Here is a 12,609-nt window from a genome sequence, read left to right as displayed (position 1 = left end):
GGAGGGGCTTGCTCGGCCGCGGCGTCGCCCCGCCGCGGCGTTGCCCGGCCGCGGGGTCGCGCGACCGCGACGTTACTCGGCCGCAGGCGCTCGCGCGCCCCTGAACGGACGATCGCTCCGTGCATCATGGACGGGCGGCGTCGATGATCTCTCGCAGCCGATTGAGCCCCTCGAGCGCCCGCGCGCCATACCACATGAGGTCCTTGCCATCGCATCGGATCACGCGGCCGCGGCGAGCGGCGGGGATGTCGAGGGAACGAAATATTTCTGCGTCGGCGTCGGTGAAGGCGTGCGGCTCGTCGGGCAGCAGCACGATCTCCGGGGCGCGGGCGACGACCTCGTCGAGGGTGACGCGGGGGTAGCGGACGTCGCGGCCCTGGACGCGCTCGGGCGGGAGCGGCGGCGCCTTGCCCAGGTCGGCCGCGAGCGGGTAGCGCCGGGGCCGATCCGCGAAGACGTTCTGGGCGCCGGCGAGGTCGAGCATGTCGGAGATGAAGGTGTCGCCGTGCACGGTCATCAGCGGGTCCATCCAGATCGGGACGAAGGCGCGGAGCGGCGGGCGATCGCGGCGCAGCGCCTCGGCCGCGGCGTGGGCGCGGTAGGCGGCCGCGACCTGCTCGCGCGCGGCGGGCGGCGGCTCCAGCGGGTCCTGGGCGCCGCCCTCCGGCGCGGCCGGCGCGGCCTTCACGCCGTGCCCGAGCAGGCGTGCCAGCCGGGCGAGGTGCGCCACGCCGTCGGCGACCCGCCTCGGGAACGAGACGAGCACGCGCAGGCCCGCCGCGTCGAGGCGCTCGATGTCGCGCTGGTTGTTCTCCTCCTGGTTCGCGACGACGACCTCGGGCTCGAGCGCGACGATGCGCTCGACGTCGGCGTCCTTGGTGCCGCCGACGAGCTCGATGCCCTCGACGTCCCCCGCGGGCGCGACGCAGTAGCGGGTGCGGCCGACGAGGCGGCCCTGGGCGCCGAGCCGGACGAGCGAGTAGGTGTCGCTCGGCACGAGCGAGACGATGCGCCGCGGGGGCGTGCGCCACTCGTGCCGGCGCCCCCGGTCGTCGACGATGCGGATGAACGATCCGGCAAAGGGCTGTCCCCAGCCTGCGCTGAACGTCATGCGCCGGATGTAGCCCGCCGCCGCGCGCGCTGCACGCGATCGGCGAGGCAGGCTGCGCCGGGGGCACGGGCGAGCGCAATCAGGGCAGGGGAGCTGCGGGCTAGCTGAGCAAAAAACCTATAAGATTCCAATGGTTGGTTCCTTGCGTGGGCTCCCTCTGGGCCTGCGCGGCCGTCCCCGGTGCCCGGGGGCGCCCGCTTAGTTGGCCCGTCCGCGCGATGTCTGCGAGGAGGGGCCGTGCAGATCGATCGCCTCGATGTGCGTCGCGGAGGCACGCTCCCGTACCCGCCTTCCGGCCTGCCTCCGCTCGCCGGCGGCGCCGGCCGCGAGGAGCGCCCGCTGCGCCGGGCGGCGCCCCGCAGCGGGCGGCCGTTGCCGTGCCGGATCGGCCGCTACACCCTGTTCGACCACATCGGCCAGGGCGGGATGGCCGATCTCTACCTGGCGCGGGTGCGCACCGATCTCGGCGCCGCGCGCCTCGTCGCCATCAAGGAGGTCGCCCCGAAGTTCGCGCACGATCCGCGCTTCGTGGAGATGCTCGCGAGCGAGGCCAGGCTCGCCGCGGGGCTGCGCCACGCGTCCATCGTGCAGGTCGAGGACCTCGGCCGCGAGGACGGCGCGCTGTACATCGCGATGGAGTACGTCGAGGGGTTCGACCTGCGCGAGCTGCTCCGCCGCTGCGCGCGCCAGAAGGTGAAGCTCCCGGTGGCGTTCTCGCTCCTGATCGTCGCCGAGGCGCTGCAGGCGCTCGCCTACGCGCACCGGAAGGGCGTCGTGCACCGCGACGTCTCGCCGTCGAACGTGCTCCTGAGCTTCGAGGGCGAGATCAAGCTTTGCGACTTCGGCATCGCCCGCGCGCACGAGCGCTGCGGCGGGACGCTGGACGAGGCGCTGCAGGGCAAGGCCGGCTACATGAGCCCGGAGCAGGCGCGCGGCGAGGCGCTCGACGCGCGCTCCGACCTCTTCGCGGCGGGCATCCTGCTGTGGGAGCTGCTCGCCGGCCGGCGGATGTACAGCGCGGGCCCCGGGGCGGCCCTCTCCAAGGACGAGGCGCGCGTCGAGCTGCTCGAGCTCGCGCGGCGCGCGGAGATCCCGCCGCTCGCGGAGCGCGGGCTCCCCGACGAGGCGGCGCTCCACGCGATCGTGGCGCGGGCGCTCGCCGAGTCGCCCGAGGATCGCTACCCGAGCGCGGCGGCGATGCTGCGGGACATCGCCGCTTACGCGGCGGCGGCCGAGCTGACGGCGAGCCCGCTGCGCTTCGGGGCGTGGCTGCGCGACAACTTCGGCATGGAGATGGTCGCGGCCCGCCGGGCGCGCGAGCGCGCGGTGCGCGCGCTGGAGCTCGGTCCGCCCGCGGTGCTCGAGCCGGTCGCGACGGCGGCCGCCTCGCCGCGCGCGATGGACGCCGGCGCGGCGCTCGCGCGGGAGGCGGCGGCGCCCGCGGCGAGGCACGAGGCGGCGGCGAAGGAGGCGGTAGCTCCCGCGGCGAGCGAAGCCGCCGCGCAGCTCGCCAGGGCGGCGGGCGCGCAGGGCGCGGCGCTCGCCGCGGTCGAGCCGCCGTCGCCCTGGGTCAAGCCGCGGCGCCCGCTCGCACCCCCGGAGCGGCAGGGGCTCGCGCCGCTGCTCCTGCACGGCGCGCTGCTGTTCGCCCTCGCCGCGCTCTGCATCGCGGCCTGCTACCTCGCGGCGCGATAGCTCCGTGGGTCAGACATCCTGCCAGGAATCTGACTTGCGAGAGGCGCGGGAGGAGAGAGAGCTCAACGCAAAGGCGCCAAGGCGCAAAGACGTAAAAATGCATGAAATCTGCTCTTTTTTGCGCCTTTGCGCCTCTGCGCCTTTGCGTTGAATCTCTCCCCGATCCCCGCTCGGCGCGCCGTCGCGGTCAACCGACGTCGGCGATCGGCGCCTCGGGCACGGGCACCTGCGACTCCGGCTTCCGCTCGCACGCGTCGTGGCTGACGCCGACGCCGTAGCGGTAGATCAGCTCGCCTCCCAGCCAGCCGCTCGCGCCCGCGAGGCCGAACCCCGCGGTCGACAGCGCGATCCCGAGCGGCCGCAGCCCGATCGCGCGCGAGGCGAGCGAGGCGCCGTACACGCCCGCGATCGCCAGGTTCATGGCGCCGTGGACGAACCCGATCCGCTTCGCCGAGCCGAGCGTGGTGCTCCAGTCGGCGAGCCCCGCCAGGGCGGCCACGAGCGCCCCGCCGAGGCCGATGGCCGTGCTCGCGTCCGCCCCCCGGTGGAGCCGCCGCCCGCGGCGGCCGATGCCCGCGAAGTCGAGCACGAGCCCGCAGGACCACGCGCCGATGGGGATGGTCACCAGCACCGGATGCAGCGGGTGCCCGAGGAACTTGCCGTGGAGCACCTTCGCGACCACGGGCGCTCGCCTCAGCACGGACCGGATGCCGTGCTGAAGCGGGTCGGCGATCCGGTCGATCCAGTCCTGCCCCTCGATTCCCCCCAAGACCGCGGTTCCGATCATGTTCCCTCCTCGCAGGCGCCTCATCGCGCACATTTCCAGCGCATGGCGCCCGCCCGCCGGCCCTCCAGCGGTGAGCCCCTGACCCGGCTCCCGAGCAATCGGCGGACCCCACGGGAGCGGCTCGGGCGTTCCCACCCCCTCACGCGGTGCGTGCCGGTGCGACGCGCGGACACGCCGGCGGAATTCGCTTCTGCAATGGTGAATTGCTGAAATTTCAGATTCGAAATCCAGGAACGCCTCATCTCAGACGAAATACGTTCGGATCGAGAACAGCAGAGATGGCACGGACGGTGCTCTCTGTCCGGGCAGCGCTGCCGGCGCGGCCTTCCCCCCCCCGAGGCCCCGGCGGCGCTTTTTTTGCCCGCTTTTCGGGACCGCGGGACTGGACGGGCGCACCGTGCGCGCCCGTCTCGTGCATTCCTCGTCCTGAGCGGCGTTCTCTGGTATCTCGCCCGTGCCGCGCCGAGCGCGGCCTCCCGGAGCGATGCCCCTCCTCGCCGACGTCGCGGTGCCCGTCCCGCTCTCGCAGGCCTTCACCTACGAGGTGCCGGCCGCGCTCGCCGGCGAGGTGCGGCCGGGGGCGCGCGTGCTCTGCGAGTTCCACCGGCGCAAGCTGCTCGGCGTCGTGCTCGCCGTCAGCGAGCGCAGCGCGGCCATCGACCCGTCCAAGATCAAGCCGCTCGCGGCCCTCGTCGACGCGCGCCCGGCGCTGCCGGCGGAGCTGCTCTCGTTCCTGCAGGAGCTCGCCGCGTACTACTTCGCGCCGATCGGGGAGGTGCTCCGCCTCGCGCTGCCGGCGATCGAGCGCGAGCAGGTGCGGGCGCTCAAGGCGCAGGGCGAGCTCGACGGCATGCTCGATCTCGGCCGGGCCAAGCAGGTGGGCGGCCGCAAGGTGGCGTACGCCAGCGCGACGGACGTGGTCGAGGAGCCGGGCACGCTCCGCGGGCAGGCCGCCGCGGTGCTCGCGCTGCTCCGGGCGAACGGCGAGCAGCCGGTCGCGCGGCTCGAGGAGCGCTACGGCAACGCGCGCAGCGCCCTGAAGAAGCTCGCCGAGCGGGGCCTCGTCGCCCTCGACGAGCGCGAGCCGCCGCGCGACCCGTTCTTCCGCCTGCCCGAGGAGCGCGACGTGCCCCCCGAGCTGAACCCGGCGCAGGCCGAGGCCGCGGCGCGGATCGACGCGGCGCTCGCGGCGCTGTCCGCGCCCGGAAGCGCGGCGCCGTCCGTGCCCGGAAGCGCGGCGCCGTCCGCGCCCGCAGACGCGGAGGCGCGCGGGGCCGCCCCGCGCGAGGCGCGGCCCGCCGGGCCGAGCGCGTTCCTCCTCTTCGGCGTGACCGGCTCCGGCAAGACCGAGGTGTACCTGCGCGCCATCAAGAGCTGCCTCGACCGCGGCCGCGGCGCGCTCGTGATGGTGCCGGAGATCGCCCTCACTCCGCAGCTCGTCGCCCGCTTCCGCGCCCGCTTCGGCGACGAGCTCGCCGTGCTGCACAGCGGGCTGAGCGACGCCGACCGCCACGCGATGTGGGCGAGCCTCCACGGCGGCAAGGTGCGCGTCGCCATCGGGGCGCGCTCCGCCCTGTTCGCGCCCGTGCCGGATCTCGGGCTCATCCTCGTCGACGAGGAGCACGACGGCTCGTTCAAGCAGGAGGAGGGCGTGCGCTACCACGCGCGCGACATGGCGCTGCTCCGCGCCCACCGCGCCGGGGCGGTGTGCGTGCTCGGCTCCGCGACGCCCTCCATCGAGTCGGTCGCGCTGGTGCGCCGCGGCAAGCTCGCCGAGCTGCGCCTGCCGGACCGCGCGCACCGTGAGGCCAGCCTCCCGGAGGTCACCCTGGTCGATCTCCGCCGCTTCGGCGCCGGCCCCTCGGGCGACCCGCTGATCTCGCTGCCGCTGCACCGCGCGCTCGAGCGGACGCTCGCGGCGAAGGAGCAGGCGATCCTGTTCCTGAACCGGCGCGGCTTCGCGCCGAGCGTCGTCTGCGGCTCGTGCGGGAACCTGACGACGTGCTCGGCGTGCTCGGTCGCGCTGACCTACCACCGCGGGCGGCGCCGCGACGCGCGCCCGCAAGCGCCGGGGGGCGCGCCTGCGCCGGGCGCGCCCGCGCCGGGGCCGGCGGCGCCGCTCGACGAGCGGCCGCAGGGCGGGCTCCTGCGCTGCCATTACTGCGACTACGCGGGGCCGCTGCCGGAGCGCTGCGCGTCGTGCGGCTCGCGGACCCTGCTGCTCGAGGGCCTCGGCACCGAGCGGCTCGAGGCCACGATCGCCGCCTCGTTCCCGGAGGCGCGCGTGGCCCGCCTCGACCGCGACGTCGCGGGCAAGGACCGCTCGCAGGCGATCCTCGCGAGGATGCGCGAGGGCAAGATCGACATCCTGGTCGGCACGCAGATGGTCACGAAGGGCCACGATCTGCCCAACGTGACCCTGGTCGGCGTGGTGAACGCCGACGCCGCGCTGGGGCTGCCGGATTTCCGGGCGGCCGAGCGCGGCTTCCAGCTGCTCGTGCAGGTGGCCGGGCGCGCGGGGCGGCGCGACCGCCCGGGCCGGGTGCTCATCCAGACGCGCAACCCCGAGCACCCGGCGATCGCGTTCGCCGCGGCGCACGACGTGCCGGGCTTCCTCCAGCGGGAGATCCGCGACCGCGAGGAGGTGGGCTACCCGCCGGCCACGCGCCTCGCGCTGATCCGGATCGACGCGGTCGACGAGGGCGTGGGCCGCGGCGCCGCGGCGAAGCTCGCGGCCCACGCGCGCACGTGTCCGGACGGGCTCGCGCGGCGCGTCGAGGTGCTCGGGCCGTCGGCGGCGCCGATCGCGCGGCTGCGCGGGCGGTACCGGTTCCGGGTGCTCCTCCGGGCGCGCGAGCGCGGGCCGCTCCGGGGGACGCTCGCGGCGCTCACCGGGCTGATGCGCGACGGGATCGACCGGAACGCGCGGGTGATCATCGACGTGGATCCGGTCGCGATGCTGTGACCGGCGCGCCGCGCGCGGCCCCGCGCGGCGCGGCGCTGCCAGGCGACCGCCACCGCCGCGCCCGCTGCGCGCTACCCCGGCGCGGCGAGCGCGGCGAGCTCGCCGCGGCACGCGCTCGAGAGCCGCTCGAACTCCGCGCCCAGCCAGTCGAGGAACGCCGCGTCCCACGACGGCCCTTCCGGCCGGGAGGCGATCGCCTCGGCGAGCTCGCGGTCCCAGCGGCCGTACACCTCGCGGAGGAGCGCGTGCGCCCGGCGGCTCGCGGCCGAGGCCGGGTCGGCCTGGCCGTCGACGCGCTCGGCGAAGGCGTCCTCGCAGAGGAAGTAATTGCAGGTCGCCGCCCGCCGATCGGCGGGGATCGTGCAGCCGCGCGCGCCGTGATAGACGCACTTCGAGCGCCGCGGGGCCGCGGGGCCCTCCCGCTTGCGCACGCGCCGGAGCGCGAGCCCGCGGCTCGCGGGGAGCAGGTTGCCGGCGGCGATCTGCTCGAGCAGCCAGCCGCGGCCGGAGAGGGAGACGATGCGCCCGATGTCCGTCCAGTCGAGCTCGGGCGGGCTGACGCAGCACCCCGCGGGGCCTTGCGGGCACTGGCCGCACAGCGTCGAGTGCAGCCGGGTGTGCTCTCCTGAAAGCTCCAGACGGATCATCGATGCCCTCGCCGTCCCCCGAGGGGCCGAGACGGGCGCTCGGGATAGCGCACCTCGGGGACCACGGCTCGCCAGGAATGACAGAAGCGCCCCGCGGTCGCAACGGGCGCTGGCCGAGCGGAGACCCGGCGCGGCGCACGTGAGCTCGGCGCCGGACCCGCGCGGCGGCCCGGCGCGGACCCGCGGCGGCCCGGCGCGAATCCGCTCGAGCCGAGCGCGAGCCCGGCGCCAAGCTCACGTGCGCCGCGCGTCCGTCGACGTCGACATGGTGTTCGAAAAGAGCGAGAACGCGCACTCCCGGGCGCTCGTGGAGGAGCTGAATCAGTTATAGTAAGTAACGGGGCATCGACGCGCGGTCGCGGAGGGCGAGACGCGGAGGGTGAGAGAAAGATGCGATCGTCCTTTTCTGGCCGCGGCGGGAGTTGATAGGCTGCGCCGGCCATGGGCGATGCGCTTCCCAAAGAGGTCGGTCGGGCCATTCGCGTGCTCCGGCTGCTGCACGGCCTCAGCTACGCCGAATTCGCCGAGAAGGCGCGCCTCTCTGCGACGTACCTGCGGCAGGTGGAGCGCGGAGAGCGCGATCTCGGGCTCGGCGCGCTGGCGCTCATCGCACAGGGGCTCAACTGCGATGCTCGTCTCCTCCTGCCCGGCGACGGGCGGAGCCCGGTCTCCGCCGTCGTCGCCGATCGCTTCGACCGCGCGCCCGAGGCGCTCCAGGAGGCGCTCCTTTTTCTGCTGATCGAGCCGGACGACTCGCCGAAGAAGCAGGCCATCCTCGCCCTCATCAACGATGATCCGGAGCGCGGCCGTCCGCGCTCCCGGCCGCGGCCCGAGGAGCGCGGCTCGCGCGGCTCCTCCCCCCCGTCGTCGAGCCGGAAGCCCGGGCGATGAGCCCCTGCGCGGTCACGGCCGCGCGGACGAGATGAGGACGAGCATCGGCGGCGAGCGGGGCGCCAGCAAGCCGCTGCTCTGAAGGTCTATCCCGTCCATCGCCGCGAGCCGCTGCGCGGCCAGGAGCTGAAACGCCGCGAGCGCGCGCGTGCGCCGCTTGTACGCCGTGGAGAGGGGGATTCCCGACTGGCTCGCGAAATCCGCCATCGGGACACCCTCGATGTCGTGGGCCACGAGGACCGCGCCGAGCTCGGCGTCGAGCTCCCGGAGGATCGAGAGCGCAAACAGACGATCGCACTCCGAGATGATCTGCTCCTCGGCTGACGGCTCCTCGAGCTCCGCGTCGAAGTCGTCCGGCAACGGCTCCTCCACGCGGCGCCTCGCGCGCTCCGCGTAGTGGGACGCGGTGTGGACCGCGATCCGGTTGAGCCAGCGGTCGGGCGGGCCGCGCGCGGGGTCGTAGTTCGCGAAGCTCTCGTGCGCCGCGAGCATCACGTTCTGGGCGACGTCCCGGCGATCTCGGCGCGGCACCCCCAGGAGACGCAGCCAGCGCCGTACGAGCACGATCGTTTTCTTGTTGAAGAGCCGCCAGTAAGCCCCTTCCCTGTCGTTCGGCGGCATTCCACCGTCGCTCCCATGCCCTGTGCCCGGCATTGCGTAACGATCGTTATCACAAGAAACCAAACTTGCAAAACGCGACCGAAGCGATCCCAGGCAGATTTTCGCTCTTTCGGGTGCTTTTGGGTGGGATAGTGTGGGTGCAGGTGGGCGCCGCGTCCGGGGATCGCTCTCCTGCATATTGCGTAGATACAGGCCGAATCGTTCGGAAAAGCGTCGCTCGACGATGGTTCCCGGGATGTAACGATCGTTCATCGTCCGGCTCCGGCGGCGGGAACCGTGCGTCGCGCCCGTCGCGCCGGCCGCGCTCGTTCAGCGGGCCGGCGCCGCGCGCTCCCGGTGGGCCCAGGGCGGACGCGGCCGGGCGCGCGCCTTCGGAGCCGGCCGAGGCCCGCTTTCCCCGCTGGACGCCACGGCACCGCGCCGGTAACAGGCGGGCTCGATGCACACGCTCCACCGAAGGATGCCGGCCCCGCGGCGGGCGGTCGCGCCCCGCCGGGGGCATGTCGCGAGCGCGCGCGCGGGCTCTGGCGAGGCGCCCATCCCCCATGTCGGCTGACGCGGAGGGGGCGGCGCGCCGCGGCGAGGCGGCTGCGGCAGGCGACGCGGGGGAGGCCCCGGCGCCGCGCCCGCGGGTCGCCTACTTCGGGCGGCCGGGGACGTTCAGCCACGAGGTGGCGTCGCGGCGCTTCGGCGCGAGCGCGGACCTCACGCCCCGGCGCACCATCTCGGAGGTGTTCGACGCCGTGGCCGGCGGCGCGGCGGCGTACGGCATCGTGCCGATCGAGAACGCGGTGGGCGGCCCGATCTACGACACCGTAGATCAGCTGATCCGCCGCGAGGGCACGGGCGCGGCGCTCGTCGTGTGCGAGGAGCTCTCGCTGCACGTCACGCTGTCGCTCCTCGGCAGGCCGGGCGCGGCGCCGAAGCGCATCTATTCGCACTTCGTCCCGCTCAAGCACTGCGGCGACTGGCTGCGCGCGAACTACCCCGACGCGCAGATCCTCGAGGCGGAGAGCACCGCCGAGGCGGTCGAGCGCGCGGCGCAGGACGGCGAGGCCTGGGCGATCGGCAACAAGGGCGCGGCGGCGATCTACGGGCTCGAGATCCTCGTGCCGAAGCTCGGCGTGAAGGGCGAGAACATCACGCGCTTCTTCATCGTCGGCAGGGCCGCCGAGCCGCCGCCCTCGGGCGGGCGGACGCTGCTCCTCTTCGGGCTCGACCACCGCCCCGGCGCGCTGGTGGCGGCGCTGTCCGCGCTCGGGAGACACCATATCAACCTCACGCGCATCGTCTCGCGCGCGCTGCCGGACAGCCCCGAGGAGTACCTCTTCCTCGTCGAGTGCGAGGGCAGCACGGAGGAGCCCGCGTTCAGGGACGCCCTCGCGCAGCTCGAGCAGCACGCGACGGGCGTGCGCTCGCTCGGCTCGTTCCGCGTCAGCCAGAAGTACGAATAGCCGCGTAGGCGCCCCCACCGGCGGGCGGAACAACGCCGCTCGGAAGCTGGAAATATCCTCGCGCAGGGTGGCCTGCGTGACTCCTCTGCTCTTTTCGATAGCCAGTTGCGCCTCGCCTGGGACTAGAACGCTCGCCGCGAGCGATCTTGCGTTCATCGACAGGCGAGGTGACATGAATCTACGTTGGCAATGGCTCTTCGTGGTTGTGCCGGCGCTCATGGGTTCTCTGGAAGCGTGTGACATGGGCCCATGGAGGCTGGCGCCGCCCGGCGACGGCGACGGCGACGGCGACCTGCGCGGCGGGATGGAGCCGAAGCGGAACCCCGCCGGCGCGCGCTGCGGCTGTGATGCGGATTGCGACGGCGACGCGGCCGTCTGCATGCTGGGCATCTGCATGCAGCGCGCGGAGGGGCGGTGCGCGGCGCCGAACGGCGAGGAGGGCTGCGCGCCCGGCTCGCGCTGCTTCAACACCGACATCCTGGCGGACACGGGGGTGTGTTATCCCGTCTACGATCCCGAGACCTGCGAGGGCGTGGAGAACCGTCACGGCCTCTGCTCGCCTCGGCGCGGCGACGGGTGCAACGCGGCCTGCGGCGCGGCGTGCGCGGAGGACACGGTGGGCCCCGGGCGCGTGGGCGCGGCCTGCGACGCGGACGAGGCGTGCTCGCTGCCCGGCGCGACCTGCTACCGCGACGCGGACCCGGCGGAGCCGAACGGCTGGGTCGAGGGATACTGCCTCGCGTTCGACTGCGAGAGCGACGACCAGTGCGGGCCGGAGGCGGGCTGCTTCCCTGCGGCCGAGGGCGGCGCGCCCGTGTGCATGAACACCTGCGGCAGCGATCTCGACTGCCGGCCTGGTTATGTGTGCCACGTCCTCGACGAGGCGCACGGGTCCGCGTGCTTCGCGGGCTGCGACGCCGCCGCGACCTGCCCGGACGGCGCGACCTGCCTCGGAGAGCTCTGCGTGTCGGACGAGGTCGCGTGCTCGCCGGACGTCCCGTCCGGCTGGTGCCCGGGAGGCAGCCACTGCGACGACGGCGCGTGCCGTAAGGACGCCTTCGCCTGCGCGTCGGAGGGCGACGCGCTGGAGCCCAACGACGACGCGGGAGCGGCGGTGAGCGCGCCCGTGGGCGTCACGAAGGAGCTCACCCTGTGCGAGGGGGACGAGGACTGGTTCAGGATCGTGGTGCCGGAGCGGACCATCGTCCGCGTGGGCATCCGGTTCCGCCACGCCGCGGGGGACATCGATCTCGTGGCGTATGACGGCGCGGGCCGCCTGCTCGGCTCGCGCTACGGCGAGCAGTACCCGTACTCGTACCGCGATCAGGAGACGAACACCGAGTTCTACGGGTTCTACTCCGAGCGAGGCGGCGCCGAGTACCTCGTCCGCGTCGTCGGCTACGACGGCGGGCAGAACGCCTATGATCTCGACGTGACCTCGTATCCTTATGTCGACGGCCCGAGCTGCGTGGGCGCCGGCTTCTCGTTCGGCGAGTGCGCCGGCTTCGGCGACGGCGGCGGCGGGCTCTTGCCGTTCCCGTTCCCGGATCCCGACGACTCGGTCGTCGGCGGCGGTTACGTCTGGGAGACCTTCAGCAACTACCGCTTCGCGCGGCGCGAGCTCATCATGCTCGTCCGCGACGCGCTGGCCGAGACGCTGCGGGCGTTCCCTGGCACGGCGCCGCTCTCGCTGATCGACGTCTGCCAGATGAACGGCGTCACGCCCGGATACGACGTCGACGACCCGCGCCACCCCGAGTCGACGCACGATCAGGGGGGCAACATCGACATCGCGTATTTCCAGACGGACGGGTCGAACGACGGGCAGATCATCTGCGGGGACGGGTCGAAGCACGAGGACGGGTACTGCTCGTCGGCGGCGAAGCGGAAGCACATCGTCGATCTCGAGCGGCAGGCGTTCTTCATGGCCAGGCTGTTCCGCTCGGCGCGCACGCGCGTCGTCGGGGTGGACAAGATCATCGCGCCGTTCCTCTCGAAGACCGCCGAGAAGCTGAACGCCCTCCCGAACAGCGATCCGAGGAAGATCACCAACGGCGAGCTCGCGAGCTTCTCGGACCGGATGGCGTACGGCGAGGGGTGGCCGTATCACCATCATCACATCCACCTCAGCATGGACTGGTGGCCGAGGCGGGCCGCGGGCGACGGTGGTCAGGCGGGCGCGTCGTTCGCGGCGCCCCTTGCCATCCACCGTTCGCCCGGGCTCACGGGCGAGCAGCGGATGGCGTGGCCTCCGCGCCCCGGCGCGGTGAAGCGGTGAGCCGCTAGACGAGAAGAACAACCACAGAGGCGCAGAGGGCACAGAGGAGAGAGGAAATATCTAATCCTCTCTTCCTCTGTGCCCTCTTGCGCGTCTGTGGCTCGATCCTCTCTTTTCTTCCCGTGTCTCGCCGCTGGCGAACGACCCGTTCTTCGGCGGC

The 12,609-nt window shown here is 73.6% G+C and carries 9 protein-coding genes; 5 read left to right on the top strand and 4 right to left on the bottom strand.

The window, feature by feature from the left end:
- Nucleotides 1–124: 124 nt before the first annotated feature.
- Nucleotides 125–1,111, bottom strand: coding sequence for a helical backbone metal receptor (locus WMF33_RS39805; protein ID WP_437333492.1), 987 nt, complete (start codon nt 1,109–1,111; stop codon nt 125–127).
- A gap of 237 nt (nt 1,112–1,348) precedes the next feature.
- Between WMF33_RS39805 and WMF33_RS39800 the strand changes: the two genes are divergently transcribed.
- On the top strand, nt 1,349–2,806 hold the full coding sequence (locus WMF33_RS39800; protein ID WP_437333491.1) for a serine/threonine-protein kinase: 1,458 nt from the start codon (nt 1,349–1,351) through the stop codon (nt 2,804–2,806).
- A 187-nt stretch (nt 2,807–2,993) separates the two neighbouring features.
- Here WMF33_RS39800 and WMF33_RS39795 read toward each other — a convergent pair whose 3' ends face one another.
- Nucleotides 2,994–3,593, bottom strand: coding sequence for a DUF2231 domain-containing protein (locus tag WMF33_RS39795; protein WP_061622804.1), 600 nt, complete (start codon nt 3,591–3,593; stop codon nt 2,994–2,996).
- A gap of 484 nt (nt 3,594–4,077) precedes the next feature.
- On the opposite strand from WMF33_RS39795, the gene priA reads away from it, so the two are divergent.
- On the top strand, nt 4,078–6,558 hold the full coding sequence (priA, locus tag WMF33_RS39790) for a replication restart helicase PriA (RefSeq protein WP_437333490.1): 2,481 nt from the start codon (nt 4,078–4,080) through the stop codon (nt 6,556–6,558).
- A 71-nt stretch (nt 6,559–6,629) separates the two neighbouring features.
- On the opposite strand, the gene WMF33_RS39785 is transcribed toward priA, so the two are convergent.
- Nucleotides 6,630–7,205 carry a hypothetical protein gene (locus WMF33_RS39785; protein WP_437333489.1) on the bottom strand — a complete coding sequence of 192 codons (576 nt, stop codon included), beginning with the start codon at nt 7,203–7,205 and terminating at the stop codon, nt 6,630–6,632.
- A 441-nt stretch (nt 7,206–7,646) separates the two neighbouring features.
- On the opposite strand from WMF33_RS39785, the gene WMF33_RS39780 reads away from it, so the two are divergent.
- Complete coding sequence (locus WMF33_RS39780; RefSeq protein WP_061622109.1) at nt 7,647–8,096, top strand: helix-turn-helix domain-containing protein; 450 nt, start codon at nt 7,647–7,649, stop codon at nt 8,094–8,096.
- 12 nt (nt 8,097–8,108) lie between these two features.
- Here WMF33_RS39780 and WMF33_RS39775 read toward each other — a convergent pair whose 3' ends face one another.
- Nucleotides 8,109–8,717 carry an RNA polymerase sigma factor gene (locus WMF33_RS39775; RefSeq protein ID WP_061622108.1) on the bottom strand — a complete coding sequence of 203 codons (609 nt, stop codon included), beginning with the start codon at nt 8,715–8,717 and terminating at the stop codon, nt 8,109–8,111.
- 545 nt (nt 8,718–9,262) lie between these two features.
- Between WMF33_RS39775 and WMF33_RS39770 the strand changes: the two genes are divergently transcribed.
- Nucleotides 9,263–10,171: a prephenate dehydratase gene (locus tag WMF33_RS39770; protein WP_061622107.1), complete on the top strand. Its 909-nt coding sequence runs from the start codon at nt 9,263–9,265 to the stop codon at nt 10,169–10,171.
- A 241-nt stretch (nt 10,172–10,412) separates the two neighbouring features.
- Complete coding sequence (locus WMF33_RS39765) at nt 10,413–12,449, top strand: hypothetical protein (RefSeq protein WP_437333488.1); 2,037 nt, start codon at nt 10,413–10,415, stop codon at nt 12,447–12,449.
- The last annotated feature ends 160 nt before the right edge of the window (nt 12,450–12,609 follow it).

Source organism: Sorangium sp. So ce394 (assembly GCF_051474665.1).
Classification (GTDB): domain Bacteria; phylum Myxococcota_A; class Polyangia; order Polyangiales; family Polyangiaceae; genus Sorangium; species Sorangium cellulosum_D.
Note: the sequence above shows the minus strand (reverse complement) of the source record. Positions and strands in the feature narration are given on the sequence as shown.

Coding starts and splice junctions, on each gene's coding strand:
- WMF33_RS39805 (WP_437333492.1), bottom strand. CDS start 1,111: ATGACGTTCAGCGCAGGCTGGGGACAGCCCTTTGCCGGATCGTTCATC.
- WMF33_RS39795 (WP_061622804.1), bottom strand. CDS start 3,593: ATGATCGGAACCGCGGTCTTGGGGGGAATCGAGGGGCAGGACTGGATC.
- priA (WP_437333490.1), top strand. CDS start 4,078: ATGCCCCTCCTCGCCGACGTCGCGGTGCCCGTCCCGCTCTCGCAGGCC.
- WMF33_RS39785 (WP_437333489.1), bottom strand. CDS start 7,205: ATGATCCGTCTGGAGCTTTCAGGAGAGCACACCCGGCTGCACTCGACG.
- WMF33_RS39780 (WP_061622109.1), top strand. CDS start 7,647: ATGGGCGATGCGCTTCCCAAAGAGGTCGGTCGGGCCATTCGCGTGCTC.
- WMF33_RS39775 (WP_061622108.1), bottom strand. CDS start 8,717: ATGCCGCCGAACGACAGGGAAGGGGCTTACTGGCGGCTCTTCAACAAG.
- WMF33_RS39770 (WP_061622107.1), top strand. CDS start 9,263: ATGTCGGCTGACGCGGAGGGGGCGGCGCGCCGCGGCGAGGCGGCTGCG.
- WMF33_RS39765 (WP_437333488.1), top strand. CDS start 10,413: ATGGGCCCATGGAGGCTGGCGCCGCCCGGCGACGGCGACGGCGACGGC.